At 42.4% G+C, this 15,445-nt stretch carries 12 protein-coding genes and 1 pseudogene; 5 read left to right on the forward strand and 8 right to left on the reverse strand.

Annotated elements, in window-relative coordinates; translation table 11 throughout:
• Positions 1–32 precede the first annotated feature (32 nt).
• Together NST73_RS09750 and NST73_RS09755 are read left to right on the forward strand one after the other, a co-directional pair.
• Positions 33–602 carry a GNAT family N-acetyltransferase gene (locus NST73_RS09750; protein WP_268360977.1) on the forward strand — a complete coding sequence of 190 codons (570 nt, stop codon included), beginning with the start codon at positions 33–35 and terminating at the stop codon, positions 600–602.
• Positions 603–656: 54 nt separating this feature from the next.
• Positions 657–950 (forward strand): annotated as a pseudogene (locus NST73_RS09755) (IS5/IS1182 family transposase); the annotation flags it as partial.
• Between the two features lie 53 nt (positions 951–1,003).
• On the opposite strand, the gene NST73_RS09760 reads toward NST73_RS09755, so the two are convergent.
• The 4 genes from NST73_RS09760 to proC all read right to left on the reverse strand — a co-directional run bounded on the left by NST73_RS09760 (position 1,004) and on the right by proC (position 4,932).
• Complete coding sequence (locus tag NST73_RS09760) at positions 1,004–1,567, reverse strand: GNAT family protein (RefSeq protein WP_178896681.1); 564 nt, start codon at positions 1,565–1,567, stop codon at positions 1,004–1,006.
• A gap of 86 nt (positions 1,568–1,653) precedes the next feature.
• A complete protein-coding gene (locus tag NST73_RS09765; protein ID WP_058336760.1) occupies positions 1,654–2,922 on the reverse strand; it encodes a glutamate-5-semialdehyde dehydrogenase in 1,269 nt (422 codons plus the stop codon).
• A gap of 18 nt (positions 2,923–2,940) precedes the next feature.
• On the reverse strand, positions 2,941–4,059 hold the full coding sequence (gene proB, locus NST73_RS09770; protein WP_008346569.1) for a glutamate 5-kinase: 1,119 nt from the start codon (positions 4,057–4,059) through the stop codon (positions 2,941–2,943).
• A 27-nt stretch (positions 4,060–4,086) separates the two neighbouring features.
• Positions 4,087–4,932: a pyrroline-5-carboxylate reductase gene (gene proC, locus NST73_RS09775; protein WP_342499557.1), complete on the reverse strand. Its 846-nt coding sequence runs from the start codon at positions 4,930–4,932 to the stop codon at positions 4,087–4,089.
• A 422-nt stretch (positions 4,933–5,354) separates the two neighbouring features.
• Here proC and NST73_RS09780 point away from each other — a divergent pair, with 422 nt between their 5' ends.
• Positions 5,355–6,551: a cytochrome P450 gene (locus NST73_RS09780; protein WP_024718322.1), complete on the forward strand. Its 1,197-nt coding sequence runs from the start codon at positions 5,355–5,357 to the stop codon at positions 6,549–6,551.
• A 117-nt stretch (positions 6,552–6,668) separates the two neighbouring features.
• Positions 6,669–8,708 carry a molybdopterin oxidoreductase family protein gene (locus NST73_RS09785; RefSeq protein ID WP_342473274.1) on the forward strand — a complete coding sequence of 680 codons (2,040 nt, stop codon included), beginning with the start codon at positions 6,669–6,671 and terminating at the stop codon, positions 8,706–8,708.
• A 46-nt stretch (positions 8,709–8,754) separates the two neighbouring features.
• Here NST73_RS09785 and NST73_RS09790 read toward each other — a convergent pair whose 3' ends face one another.
• The 3 genes from NST73_RS09790 to xylA all read right to left on the reverse strand — a co-directional run bounded on the left by NST73_RS09790 (position 8,755) and on the right by xylA (position 12,400).
• Entirely contained in the window at positions 8,755–9,441 is a 687-nt protein-coding gene (locus tag NST73_RS09790) for a glycoside hydrolase family 11 protein (RefSeq protein WP_007500674.1), read from the reverse strand.
• A gap of 94 nt (positions 9,442–9,535) precedes the next feature.
• Entirely contained in the window at positions 9,536–11,029 is a 1,494-nt protein-coding gene (xylB, locus tag NST73_RS09795; protein ID WP_342467384.1) for a xylulokinase, read from the reverse strand.
• A 33-nt stretch (positions 11,030–11,062) separates the two neighbouring features.
• Complete coding sequence (gene xylA / locus NST73_RS09800) at positions 11,063–12,400, reverse strand: xylose isomerase (protein ID WP_342499079.1); 1,338 nt, start codon at positions 12,398–12,400, stop codon at positions 11,063–11,065.
• Between the two features lie 213 nt (positions 12,401–12,613).
• On the opposite strand from xylA, the gene NST73_RS09805 reads away from it, so the two are divergent.
• Complete coding sequence (locus NST73_RS09805) at positions 12,614–13,774, forward strand: ROK family transcriptional regulator (protein WP_035703222.1); 1,161 nt, start codon at positions 12,614–12,616, stop codon at positions 13,772–13,774.
• Positions 13,775–13,820: 46 nt separating this feature from the next.
• Here the strand turns inward: NST73_RS09805 and NST73_RS09810 are convergent, their stop codons facing one another.
• The gene (locus tag NST73_RS09810; protein WP_159145746.1) at positions 13,821–15,428 is read right to left on the reverse strand and encodes a glycoside hydrolase family 43 protein; all 1,608 of its coding nucleotides are present in this window, start codon (positions 15,426–15,428) and stop codon (positions 13,821–13,823) included.
• Between the last annotated feature and the right edge of the window lie 17 nt (positions 15,429–15,445).

The raw sequence follows: 15,445 nt of genomic DNA on the forward strand, positions 1-15,445 counted from the left end.
AAACACCACATATGTGGAGAAAGGATTTACACATGAACAAAATCTCACAAGATCAAGTCACATTATCACTTGCAAAACAAGAGGACTTCCCTTTGATGAAAAAAGAACTGCAAGATGCTTTTACAGCTGGCATCATTGATGCATTTGGCGATGCAGAAGGTGGACCAATTCCACCTGATAAATCGATTGATGAATCTTTTTATTCGACTGAGAACCTTGTCTATCATATTTTACTAAACGGTCAAAAGGCAGGAGGGGTTGTTTTAAAAATCAACCCTCTCACACACCGCAATTCGGTGGACCTATTATACATTTCTTCATCATCTCACAGCCGCGGCATTGGTCAGGCAGCATGGAAAGCCATTGAGGCGCAATATCCAGAAACGAAGGTGTGGGAAGTTGTCACTCCTTATTTTGAGAAGCGCAACATTCATTTTTATGTGAACAAATGCGGGTTTCAGATTGTTGAGTTTTATCACTTGCACCATCCAGATCCGAGCTTGCCTCATGAGAACGATCAAGAAAATGACCCTTTAGCGCCTGAGACATTTGAATTTTTCAAATTTGAGAAAGTCATGAAAAAAGACCGTTCAAGTTCATAAAAAACTCCCCCTCATATGGGGGAGTTTCAGCGTGTAGACAAAACCTCGCATTCGCCAAGAACAAAAGCTGGTTATTTGAAAAGAATGAATACGTGTATGATGCATATTTTGATTGTTACATTTGCCCCAACGGGCATTATCGTACAACGACTAGAGAAGGCTATAAGCAATATGCGTCTGATTCAGAGATATGCAAGTCCTGCTCGTTTTTAGATAACTGTACACAAAGTCAATTGGACGAAACTTCGTGGACTCAAAAAAGTTTCAATATAGGCGATGCTTACTTTCGCTGCCATGAATCTCAAAAAGCTAGCAAACTGGACATGGAAAGGACCATGTCCAGCCTAAGTTAACAGATAAATTTTATTAAAATCAGTGAAAACCCCTCATCTGGGGAGTTTTTATTTTGATATAATGTGAGGCCTTTCATCCGTCGCAAGAATCGCAAACAAATAATGATCTTTCCACTCCCCATTGATTTTTACATTTTGTCTAGATAGACCTTCTTTTTGAAAACCTGCCTTTTCAAGTACTCGTATGGAACCTATATTATGAGGCTGAACACCTGCTTCAATTCTGTGAAGATCCAGCACATGAAATGCCTCATCTAGCATGAGGGCAATTGCTTCAGTTGTGTAGCCTTTTCCATTATGTTTTTGATCAAGTCCGTATCCAAGCCAGGCGCTTTGAAGAACATCTCTGACAACACCAGATAATGTGATTGTGCCAATGAGCTGATGTGACGCGCGGTGGAAAATTCCTTTTGCATATGTTTCGTCTTTTTGGCGGCTTTGCTGAAATGTCTGAATTCGCTTCAATTGTTCGGGGATGGTGTAAAAATCCTCTTGTCTAAATGAAGTAAATGGCTGAAAGAACTCGCGATTTTCATATTCAAGTGTTGCCAGTGCTTCAGCATCGCTTTCTTTGAAATCTCTTAAATAGATCGATGTGTTGATCGTTTCCATGTCGTTCCCCCTTTTTTCTCTCTTCTTTTATCATACACTAAAAAAACACTACCCCAAGGAGAAAGGTAGTGTTCGTTACATTCATTCTAGCTTCTAATCTGACCATCACCAGACAGAAGCAGCTTTGTCGTTGTCAGTGCAGGAAGTCCCATTGGCCCTCTTGCGTGCAGCTTTTGAGTAGAAATGCCAATTTCAGCGCCATATCCTAGTGCACCGCCATCTGTAAAACGTGTAGATGCGTTATGATAAACAGCGGCCGCATCGACTTCGTTTAGAAAGATTTGTGCGTTTTTTTCATCCTCTGTTACGATGGCTTCTGAATGTTTCGTTCCGTACTGATCAATGTGGTGAATGGCGTCCTCAATTGAGTCAACGACTTTCACCGCAAGATCAAGACTTAAATACTCATCTGTCCAATCTACTTCCTCCGCAGGAACCGCTTCGGAAAAGAAAGATTGAGCGTCTTGATCCCCATGCACAGTGACATGATGCTGAAGGAGTGCTTCATTCAATGCTGCACCATTTTCTTTCAGCCAATCGCGATGAACGATCAGAGTCTCAAGCGCATTACAAACGGCCGGACGATTTGTTTTCGCATTGATGACAATCTGAATGGCTTTTTCTACATTCGCTGTTTGATCAATAAAGATATGGCAGTTCCCTGTCCCTGTTTCAAGAACTGGAATGGTCGATTCTTCTACAACTGTTTTGATTAACGAAGCCCCGCCTCTCGGAATTAAAACATCGATCCATTCTTTTAGATGAAACATCGCTTGAACCGATGAACGGTCTGTTTGTTCAATAAACTGTACCGCATCACGAGGGATCTTTGTTTGATCCAATGCCTCATGAATGACGCGGACGATGGCTTTGTTGGAAGAAATAGCGGAGGAACCGCCTTTTAAAATCACTGAGTTGCCTGCCTTGAGGGCAAGCCCTGCTGCATCGACAGTGACATTCGGTCTCGCTTCATAGATCATCCCGATCACGCCGAGCGGTACTCTTCGGCTTTTCACATGTAAGCCGTTTTCAAGAGTCCATTCATCCAATATTTCTCCAACAGGATCTGTTAATCTCGTCACAAGCCGCAAACTTTCTGCAAACTCATGAATTCTCTCTTCATTTAACATTAATCGATCCATTAATGCTTCAGAGAAGCCCTTTTCTTTTCCTGCCTCTAAATCCTTTTGATTTTCCTGTAAAATAAAATCACTTTGCTGTTCGAGTGTTCCTGCTATTTTCAGCAGCGCCTCATTTTTTTCCTCTGTTTGAAGTAAACCTAGTTTTTTTGATACGTGCTTTGCTTTTTTCGCTTTTTCTTTGACCGATGTGACAACTTCAGCTGTCAGTGTCATGAAATTCCTCCCTTATGATTAGCAAACTGGTATTGATAAATCTAAATGACAAACAAACGCTTCAAGATCTACGACATGCACCACTTCATCCTGTAGCAAGTCACCGTTCAGTGCGAGTTCGTCGGACGCATAATTGACAATGCCAAGCCCTATTTCTCTTTCATCTTGATCTAAAATACGGACAACATCGCCTTTTTTAAACGAACCCTTTACATCGACTATGCCGTCAGAATCCAGACTTTTCTCACGATGCATGAGAAGCTCCTGTGTTTTCTCTTGAACAACGATTTCGCCTTTTGGGCCAGAATGAAAAGCAATCCACTGTTTTTTATAATTCAGCGGCGCTAAATTTTCGTCAGCTGTAAAATAAGTGCCGTCCTCTGTCCCATTAATGGCTTTGTCTAAAATGTGAGGCGTATCGGCTTTTCCCAAAAAGCCATTGATGCCTGAGGCCATTGAAATTTTAAAGGCGTCGAGTTTTGATTTCATTCCGCCTGTGCCAACGCTGCTTCCCGCATCTCCAGCGGCTGCTTCGATGTCTTCTGTGATTTCTGTGACTTCTAGAATTCTCTTCGCATTCGGATTTGTATGAGGGTTATCTTCATACAAGCCGTCAATATCAGATAAAATAGCGAGGAAATCCGCATCAATCAGTCCAGCTACTTTTGCAGACAATGTATCATTATCTCCAAATTTCAACCGATTGATCGTCACTGTATCATTTTCATTAATAATCGGGATGATCCCTCGATCTAATAACACATTCATTGTATTTCGCACATTTTGATAGCGCGTTTCATCTGAAAAATCGCTTCTTGTAATTAATAGCTGTGAAGCAATATAACCGTGCGATAAAAATAAAGTAGAATATGACTCCATTAAAAGCCCTTGCCCTATTGAGGCAGACGCCTGTTTTTCTGGCAGTGTTTTCGGTCTATCAATAAATCCTAATTTTCGGTAACCAGCTGCAACCGCACCAGATGAGACCAAAATGACTTCGTGTCCTTCATCTTTGAGTTTTACAATTTGATTGACGAGGTTTTCTAGTTTTTTTAAACTAATCTCACCTTGAAAGCTAGTAAGAGAGCTGCTTCCGATTTTCACAACAATTCGTTTTCTCTCTTTATCTGCGTACACCTTATCACTCCTGTATTGAGGCTCTATTTATATCGTTACTTTTTGTTTTTGCTGTTCACTTATTTCTTTTGATCGATTGGCAGCATGTTTGACAGCCTGTTTGATGGCTTCTCCTCCGCCAAAATCATCTAATGCATCTAGTCCTGCAGCAGTTGTTCCATTAGGTGACGTAATTTTTTCTCTGAGGACAGAAGGATTTTCAGCTGTTTCTTGCAGCATCTTCGCTGCACCGAGAAGTGTCTGTGTACCGATTTGACGGGACATTTCTTTTGATAAGCCAGCTTCTTCTCCAGCCTCTTCGATTCTTTCCATTAAGAAATAAAAATAAGCTGGACCACTTCCGGCAATTCCTGTGAAAATATCCATTTGCTCTTCCTGAATGGTATACACTTCTCCCATTTCAGATAAAAGAGCCCGACTCATGCTTACATGTTCATTTTTCACATAACGTCCAGCAGATAAAGCGGTCGCCGACGCCCCAATCGTACTTGACGTATTTGGCATTACTCGCATAACAGGCTGCCCTTCATGCAGCATGTCTTCAATATACGATGATGTCACACCTGCAAGTACAGACAGGATGAGCTGATCTTTCTGAATATGAGGTTTTAATGATTCAAGTGCTGTTTCAGCATCCTTTGGCTTCATTGCCAGGATCAACATATCCATTTCTTCAAAAGGAAATGAATCCATTGTGGCTGTTTGGATTCCGTAGCGTTTCGTTAGTTCGTTTAATCGCTGCTTATTTTGCTTGTTTGTTGCGTAAATTTGGCTGAGCGGCATCTGACCTGATCGCACAATACCTGCAATCATTCCTTCCGCCATAGAACCTGCTCCAATGAAAGCAACTTTCTTTTGATCAATGATATTGATCCTCTCCCTTGTTCGCTTTTTGTTCGTGTTTTTCGCACGTTAGTTATCGTAACATGATGAGAAATCGTGTCAAGAAAGAGCCAGCGCTTTTCAAAAGTCCCGAATACACGCTGAACAGCTTGCGGTATGTATGTTAGCCGTGTTTTTTAAAATCATCAATTTAGATCAAAAGAACTATACAGATTTGAATCATAGTACCCTTTCGTTCGACTGAATTCACCATTTTATTTTTGGTTTCGGTGACTTCAATTCTAGTTTTTAGAAAGCGCTATCATTTTAATGACTTTCTATTTTCCTATAGGAAGAATGTGTTTGAATCTTTCGATTAGACTATTGACATATTTTAGAAAACATGTCCGTTGAAATGCGTTTTTCGTGGTGATACCGTGAAAGGGAAATCAAGTGAAAAAGGAGCGTTCATAATGAAAGTAAAAGAAAATTACGTCAATGTCATCCCAATGAAAGAAATCCGATCTACAGATGACCTTCTTTTCCCATTCCCTATCTACAATGAATTAAGATCGCAGGGTGATATTCGATACGACGAAACGAGAAAGTGCTGGGATCTCTTTCGATATGCTGATATTCAGTCCGTTCTGAAGCAGCCAAAAGTGTTTTCATCACAGCGAGGAAGAAGTACATCTAAAACGAGTATTTTAACAATGGACCCTCCAAAACATACCAAAATGAGAGCACTCGTCAATAAAGCCTTCACGCCAAAAGCGATCAAACAAATAGAAGAAAAGATCAAAGACTTGACCCATGATCTATTACATCAAGTAAAGGATCAACGGACCTTCGATATTGTGCAAGATCTGGCCGCTCCCCTACCTGTCATGATCATCGCCGAGCTTCTCGGTGCAGAAGTGAAAGACAGAGAGCTGATCAAAAAACATTCAGATGCTCTAGTTGCAGGAGCAAAAGATGATTCAAAAGAAGCTGTTCAAGCCGTTGTCGACATGCAAAAACAAGCAGAAAAAGAGCTGTCAGAGTACTTTGCTCATTTGATCCAAAAAAGAAAAGAAACGCCAGCCGATGATTTAATCTCCCTTCTCATCCAAGCGGAAATTGACGGTGAGCGTTTATCAGAAAATGAACTGCTTGGCTTTTGTATACTCTTACTCGTTGCTGGTAATGAAACAACAACGAATTTAATCACAAATGCCGTACGACTTTTAACAGAGCAGCCGCATATCGCCGAATCAGTGCGGCAAGACCTGTCTCTCATTCCTCAATTGACAGAAGAAACGCTACGCTATTATCCGCCTGTTCAAGCGATTGGGCGAGTTGCAGCAGAGGATGTTCAGATTGCCGGTTCTCACATTGAAAAAGGAGACTATCTTATCAGCTGGGTGGCATCTGCGAATCGTGATGAACGGAAGTTTGACGATCCAGATACGTTTCGTCTTGACAGAAAATCAAATCCGCATTTGAGCTTTGGCTTCGGCATCCATTTTTGTCTTGGTGCCCCTCTCGCCCGGCTTGAGGCTCATCTAGCACTTGAGATTTTACTCCGTACGTTTCGGGAAATCACCTGTGCGGCAGATCAGCTGAAACCGATTCAAAGCACGTTTGTGTTTGGGGTCAAAGAATTCCCTGTGCAGGTCACCCGTTTTTAAAAGTCCCTTTCATCAGGGGCTTTTTTCATATGCTTATCCTTACCTTCCTGGTCTGAACATGCTAAAATAAAATCCATATGTACAGTGATCACGGAATTCGGAAAGGAAGCTAAACGTATGACCGATTACACAGCAATGAAAGACGGAATATTCAAATCAGTTTGTTCGTTAGATTGCCCTGATCAGTGCGGTCTTTTAATACATAAAGAGAACGGAAAGATCGTTAAAGTTCAAGGAGATCCAGATCATCCAGTCACTCAAGGAAACATTTGCAATAAAGTGCGGAATGTCACAGCTCGTTTATATGATGAAAAACGTCTGACAACACCATTAAAACGTGTAGGTCAAAAAGGTGACCGGCAGTTTGCTCCAATTACGTGGGAAGAAGCGATTGAAACCATTCGTCAAAAATGGACAAAGCTGATCGAAGAAAAAGGACCAGAAAGCATTTTGCCTTACAGCTTCTATGGGAATATGGGAAATCTCAATGCAGAAGGAATGGACCGCCGCTTTTTCTATCGACTTGGCTCAAGTCAGCTAGACCGAACCATTTGTCAGTCAGCTGGAACAACTGGCTATAAATATACAATGGGCGCAAGCATCGGGACAGACCCAGAAGAGACCATTCATACGAAACTATTTATCTTTTGGGGCATCAATGCGGTTTCAACCAATATGCATCAAATCACGTTGGCACAAAAAGCTCGAAAGCAAGGGGCTAAAATTGTCGTCATTGATGTGCACAAAAACCAAACGGGCCGGATGGCAGATTGGTTCATTCCGCTTCGCCCTGGCACTGACAGTGCGCTAGCTCTTGGGATCATGCATGTCCTTTTTAAAGAAGACCTCACAGATACGTCATTTTTAGAGGCTTACACGGTCGGTCACAATGAACTTCGCGAGCATGTGAAGCAGTACGATCCAGAAACGGTTGAACAAATCACGGGTGTCCCGAAAGAAGACATCATCACACTTGCGAGAATGTACGCAGAGACATCGCCGTCTCTCATTCGTATTGGCAATGGGCTACAGCATCACGATAATGGCGGTATGAGTATTCGAACCATCTCCTGCCTCCCTGCCCTCACCGGTCAATGGCTGCACAAAGGCGGCGGTGCGATGAAATCGAACTCTTCTTTTCTTAGTTATAATGAAATCGCTCTTCAGCGGCCGGAATTATTAAAGGAACGCAAACCTAGAACATTTAATATGAATCAGCTGGGCAGCGTGCTAACGAACGCAGAACCTTCTATTGATTCTCTTTTTGTCTACTCTTGCAACCCGGCTGTTGTGACACCTGAAGCAAATAAAGTAAGAGACGGTTTGATGCGGGAAGACTTATTTACGGTTGTCCATGACTTGTTCATGACAGAGACAGCCTCTTATGCGGATATTGTTCTGCCAGCGACCTCTGCCTTTGAAAATGAGGATTTTTATACTTCTTACTGGCATCATTACATTCAAATTCAAGAACCTGTTATAGAACGTTATGGAGAAAGCAAATCAAACACAGAAGTGTTTCGTCTTTTGGCTCATGCGATGGGCTTTGAAGATGAAGCCTTTAAAGACACAGATGCGGAACTAATGGAACAAGCTCTTCATCATCCTGAAAATCCGCACTATGAAAACATTTCATATCAAGCGTTAAAAGAGAAAAAGTGGATCAAAGCAAAACGAGGGCCTTTCGAAGATTTAAAGCTCCCTACCCCAAGCGGGAAAATTGAGCTTTACTCTGAACAAATGAAAAAAGATGGATATCCAGCCCTCCCAACCTATGTACCTTTATTCAAGGAAAGTGATTATCCACTGACGTTTATACCGGGACCAAACCATAATTTTCTTAATTCCACCTTCTCTCTTCATGAGAAGCATCAAAAGCTTGAGAAATTTCCGAAGCTTCATATGAATGAACAAGATGCAAAAGAAAGACAGATTGAAGATGGGGACATGGTTCGTGTGCTGAATGATCGAGGAGAATGCGAGCTCATCGTGTCAGTCGGACAAAATGTGTTATCTGGCGTTGTTGTCAGCCAGGGATTATGGGCAGACCAAAAAGGCAAAAAACATTTGGTGAATGGCCTCACACCTGATCGTTTGGCAGATATGGGCGGTGGTGCGACGTTCTTTTCCGGCAGAGTCGAAGTTGAAAAATTATGATAGAAAGAGCCAGGCGTTTTGCTCCCGGCTCTTTTCTTTGACTTTTTTAGTTGCCAATAAACAGCTGATTGGTCATCACATTTGCACTTCCGCTGCTTTGGTAGCCTTCTACAGTAAATGCCGTTTCATACATTTTCCCCATTGGCATCCCTAAGCTTTCCCATTTTCTAAAATGCGCACTGACGGAGACCGTTCCGCTTGTACGTTTCGTTTGACGTACACTCCAATATTGCTTGAAGGTCGCAATCCCGATAATGGAAGGCTGATTGACACGGGTTGTTTCATAAATGTCATATGTGCCTCCATCAGCATAAAATGATCCTTTATACGCTCCTGTTGGACGATACGTGCCCCATGAATCAACAATGTAGTATTCTGCTAATGGAGATTGTGTCCAGCCATAGACACATAGATAGGAATTCCCGCCTGGGTTAAAACTTGCGTTGTAATTGATGGAGATGTTGCCAAGCTGATGGTGAGTTCTAGTGGAATCAAACTTTTTCCCTTTTCTAAATAAAGCATTTCCGATATTGTTCCAGCCTGCACTAAATGCCCCGCCGTTATTGAGTGTCATCGAGGTGTTTCCATAATCCTTCCATAATTCATAATCGTACCCGCTATGGTTACCCATTTCATTATTCGTAATGGTTCTCGCATGGGCCGGTACAGCCGTCAGTATAAGCGTCAGTCCAATACACATCACAAACAACAGTCTTAATTTTCTCAAATTCATCTTCCATTCCTCTCCTTTTTCATCCTTTTGATTCTGTCATCTCTAAGATGAAACGAATTCATCACCTCCTTTCATGCCCCCACTCACTACTAGATTATCGATACTGTGCTAGCCCCGCATGAATGTCTCTTGTGTTTGTATAAATGCTTTGATACAAACGAAAGAGATGATCATATACATCGACATGCTGTTGATTTGGTGTAAATACGGCTGCTTGTTGGATAAACTGATCCGCGCACGCCTCAAGTGACTGGTACCAGCCGCATCCAACTGCTGCAAGCATCGCTGCACCTAACGCAGGCCCTTGCTCATTTTCAAGCTGAATCACCTTAGCTTGAAAAATGTCTGCCTGCATTTGAAGCCATGTATGACTTCTCGCACCTCCACCAATGGACACAATAGCATCGATTCTTTTTCCGGCCTGCCTGAATAAAGCGATCGATTCATTTAATGAAAAAGTGATTCCTTCGAGCACAGCTCTAACCATATGCGCTTTTTCATGCCGGCTGTCTAATCCAATGAAGCTTCCACGAATGACTGAATCTGCATGAGGCGTTCTTTCCCCAACTAAATATGGCGTAAACAGCAATCCATTTGCGCCAGGCGCTATATCCTTTGCTCCGGCTAAAAGGGCTTTAAACGAATCATTTGGAGCAAGTAAAGATTTAATCCAATCGAGGCTATAACCTGCTGATAAAGTGACTCCCATTGTATAAAAAGCGTCTTTTTTTGCATGATGGAATAAATGCAAGTTTCCATTCAGCTCTCTGTTATGATTTTCTTCATAGGAAAGAATGACACCTGATGTGCCAATGCTGCATAGTGTGTGACCTGATGATAAAATGCCGGCACCAATGGCACCGCAAGCATTATCCGCGCCACCCGCAAAAACCTTCGCCTCTTCTGTCATCCCGGTTTCCTTTGCGATCTGCGGCAAAAGTGTTCCAACCTCCGCCTCCGATGAAACGAGCGGCGGGCAAATACGAATCGGAATATCAAAGGTTTGACAAATCTCCTCACTCCATGTTTGTTCTCCAATATCCAACAGTAACGTACCAGCCGCATCAGAATAGTCCATATGAATAGCGCCGGTTAATCGATATCTGACATAATCTTTTGGAAGTAAAAACAAATGGATTCGTTGATCAATTTCTGGTTCATGTTCCTTTACCCATAACAACTTTGGCAGTGTAAACCCTTCTAACGCCTGGTTTTTTGTGATCGCTTGCAGCCTGCCTCCTAGCTTTTCTGTCATGCGCCCGCATTGCGATGTTGTTCTTGTGTCATTCCACAAGATGGCAGGCCTGAGCACCTGAAGGGATTCATCCAATAAAACAAGTCCGTGCATTTGTCCAGAAAAACTGATGCCTTCTACCTGCATTGACTGAACAGGCCTTCTCTCCATAAGTTCTGTCATCGCGGCCATCGTCTGCTCTACCCAGTCTTCAGGATTTTGCTCACAATAACCTGGTTTGCTTTGAATGAGGCGGTAAGATTTAGTCGTCTCGCAGCATACCTTCCCGCTCTCATCTACTAATATCACTTTGACTCCGCTCGTTCCAAGATCAATTCCCATCACATACTTCATGTGTTCACTCCTTCAAAACATCAGCCCGCTCCATTAATCTTCTAACAAATATTGATTCAATCTGGCTTTCAGCTGTTCCTCTCTGCCAGATTCGTTTCTGATGAGCGGATGTTTCAGTGCATATTCTTCTAATGTATGAAAGTTTGCCGTTCCTTCTGAAATCTCCCGCCCAATTCCTTCAGAAAAACTACGGTACCGGTGCTTGATCACATCTTCAAACACACTGTCTTCTATGAGTCTATGAGCCACCCGCAGCCCTTTTGCGAATGCATCCATCCCCGCAATATGGGCATACAGAAGATCTTCCAGTTCAAAGGAGGCTCTTCTGACTTTTGCATCAAAATTGAGACCGCCTGTTCCAAGTCCGCCATTTTGCAAAATTTCATACATGGCGAGTGTTGTGGCATATAAATCCGTTGGGAATTCATCTGTGTCCCAGCCTAGAAGGGAGTTTCCTTGGTTGGCATCAACGGAACCGAGCAGTCCATGAATTCTTGCTACACGCAGCTCATGCTCAAACGTATGACCCGCTAATGTCGCATGATTGGCCTCGATATTTAATTTAAAGTGTGTATCCAATCCATATTGTTTTAAAAAGGCGATTGATGTCGCTGCATCCGTATCATATTGATGAGTTGTCGGTTCCTTCGGCTTTGGTTCAATTAAAAATTGACCTGTAAATCCAATTTCTTTTGCATAATCCACCGCCATATGCAAAAAGGTCGCCAAATGGTCAAGCTCTCTTTTCATATCTGTATTCAGTAGTGTGTCGTAACCTTCTCGTCCTCCCCAGAAAACATAATTTTCTGCGCCGAGTTCCTTTGCTGTTTCGATGCCCTTTTTCACTTGTGCGGCTGCATAGGCAAATACATCTGCATGACAGGATGTCGCTGCACCGTGAACAAATCTTGGATGCTTAAACATATTAGCCGTGTTCCATAGAAGCCGAACCCCGCTTTGCTGCATGTAATCTTTCATTCTTTCTATGATGATGTCTAACTGCTGATTGGTCTCTTGGAGCGTGTCGCCCTCTGGTGCAATATCACGGTCATGGAATGAAAAATACGGAACATCCAATAGATCAAAGAGCTGAAAAGCCACTTCCAATCTAGCTTTCGCCAAATCCATTCCACTATAAGAATCCCAAGCTCTTTTCATCGTGCCAGTTCCAAACATGTCTGTTCCATCAGCAGTCAGTGTATGCCAATAAGCGACGGAAAATCGCAGGTGTTCTTTCATTGTCTTTCCGCCAATCATTTCGCTCGGATTATAATATTTAAATGCGAATGGGTTCTTTGAATGTTTTCCTTCATATTGAATGTTGCCAATCCCCTGTAAACTACTTAACGAAGTCATATTTGATTTGACCATAAGTGATTCCCCCTATATATTCACTTAGTAAGTTGATTCAACAAACGAACGAACGAGTTTACCAACTAATCTCTTTGAATTTTCCATATTTTTTAGTTTTTTAGAAATATTTTCGTTATAATAAAATGAAAAGCATGTTTTATAGAGAATGAACACGATAAAAAGTGGCTTTTCTTCACTTAATCTAAAGACGAAACAAATGGAGTGGATACAATGGATATTGCGGATCAGAACTTTGTGAAAAAAATAAATCAAAAGCTATTGCTAAACGAAATTCTGCACCATGCACCAATTTCCAGAGCAAAATTATCTGAACGCACTGGGTTAAATAAATCGACCGTTTCTTCTCAAGTGAGTACATTAATGAAAGAACATCTTGTTTATGAAATCGGTCAAGGCGAATCTAGCGGCGGAAGAAGACCCGTGCTCCTCATGTTTAATAAACGTGCAGGTTACTCTATCGGCATTGATGTCGGTGTTGATTATGTCAACGGCATTTTAACAGACCTTGAAGGGTCGATTATTCATGATGAGCAGCTTAAGCTCCCATCCAGCACACCTGATGTGACCGTCCGAATATTAATTGAATTGATTCAGCAGTTACGTTCACACATTCCTTCTTCTCCATACGGGCTGATTGGTATAGGGATTTGTATACCAGGTCTGGTCGATGCAGATGAACAAATTGTGTTTACGCCTCATTCAAAATGGAAAAATGTCGATCTGAAAACAAGTCTCCAAGACACATTCCAAGTACCGGTTTTTATCGAGAATGAAGCAAATGCCGGTGCGTACGGTGAAAAAATCTTCGGTGCTGCTAAACATTATGACCATCTGATCTATGCAAGTATCGGCACTGGTATTGGAATAGGCATCATTATCAATCATCATTTATATAGAGGCACAAACGGTTTTTCTGGTGAAATGGGACATATGACGATCGACTTTAATGGACCGACATGTAGCTGCGGAAATCGTGGTTGCTGGGAACTGTATGCATCTGAGAAGGCACTGTTCCAATCGCTCCAAACAGATGGTCAGCCATTCACCTATCAAGATATTGAGCGGCTGGCGAAGTTAAATGATATGAAGACACTCAATGCCTTGCGTAACTTTGGCTTTTACATTGGGGTAGGTCTCACAAACGTTCTGCATACCTTCAACCCACAAGCCGTTATTTTACGAAACAAGGTCATTGAATCTGAGCAGGCCGTTCTGAGTGTCATTCAAGATGAAGTATCCTCTAGAATGGATGCACAATTCAGCTCACGGGTGGAGCTGCTTCCTTCGTCATTAGGACAAAACGCACCAGCCTTAGGGATGACATCTCTTGTCACTGAAGCTTTTTTGCGTGATGTCACGCCTTCACCATAATGGAATACATGTTAAAGAGAGACAGCCTTTAGAGTGTTGTCTTTTTTTATTCAGTTGTTTCTTCGTATCGAAAATACTTAAAATCGGCAGGCAGACGTTCGCCGCTTGTGTCTTGGCACTGCATTCCGACAAAAGCCCCTGTAAAGAACCCCCCTCCTCGAATAAAATCATCTGATAAATGAGTCGATTCAAGCGGTATATCTATTTTTTTCCACTCTTGTTGATCAAAAGAATAAGAATACGTGTACGTCTCTCTCTGAACGGTCACTTTTAAATACACATACGGAATCTCGTCTGGGATGATGATTTTTTTAATTAGCGGCTGAGAAAAGGCCAGATTTTCACACACAGATAACTCAAGGATACGGCCAAGCGCCTCGTCATAAGTCACCTGAAGTGCAGTCCAATTTTCCGTATTATAATAATTCACAAGACCTGCCGCTTGCTGAAAGTTTTTCGGAAAGAAGGAAACCGCTGTCTCTGCTTCAAAATAAAAGCTTTGCCAGCGCCTCGCAACAAACGCTTGGGTAAATTTAGACGTTAAAGATTCCTGCCCATACAGCCTTAAATGATGAGGATTTTCCGTCACTGAACCAATCTGATCCGTAAATGGGATTCTTAATGTTTGAAAATGTCTATTTAACGATGAATCTTTAAATTCATCGACTATGTGATAGGTTGGAGAGAACTCTTTTACGCTCATCGCAGGCGCTTCAACCTCTAGGAGCCCCTCTTTTCCGCCTACCACATACGGCCAGCCATCTTTCCATTCAAGCTTTTGTATGGCTGTCTCTCTTCCTAAAGGGCACCAGCCTCTTTGCTGAAAAATGGATTCCTTCCTTGAATGAATTGGGCGGCCAGTCAGATGAGCCATATACCATTCATTTGTATGCGTTTGTACAATGGAAGCATGCCCGCATTTTTGTAGTGGATGGCTAGGCGCGTGAAAAGCCGTTAAAATTGGGTTGTCAGGATGAACCTCGTACGGCCCATCAATACGCGAGGAACGGGCGATTGTGGCTGCATGTTCGTAACGTGTTCCCCCTTCAGCTGTTAATAAATAATAGACATCATTGATGTAATAAAGATGCGGGGCTTCTGTCAGTTTGATTGGCGTGCCTTTAAAAATGACCTTCCGCTCACCGACCAGTTTTTTTTCAGATACACTATATTCCTGCAAGGCTATACCTGCAAAGGAGTGATGTTTTTCTCGATGGTCCCACAGCATATTCAACACGTATTTCTTTCCGCTTGGATCATGGAACAAGGAAGGATCAAACCCAGAACTATTGAGCCGAACCGGATCGCTCCACTCGCCATCTACTTCGTCAGCTGTGACCAAATAATTATGACCATCCTTAAACGGACCATCTACTACTTTAATATCTGAATAAATGAGCCAAAACTGACCATCCGCATAACTTAAACACGGCGCCCAAACCCCGCCGGAATCAGGATTTCCTTTCATATCGAGTTGAGAAGTTTTTTGCAAGGGACGCGCGGCGAGCCGCCAGTGGACGAGATCCTTCGAGTGATAAATTTGCACCCCCGGGAACCATTCAAATGTAGAAACCGCCATGTAATAGTCCTCTCCCGCACGGCAAATACTTGGGTCAGGGTTAAACCCTTTGAGCACTGGATTAGTAATCTTCAATTGAACTTCCTCCTCTT

It is taken from the genome of Bacillus sp. FSL W7-1034 (assembly GCF_038593365.1).
GTDB lineage: Bacteria > Bacillota > Bacilli > Bacillales > Bacillaceae > Bacillus > Bacillus altitudinis.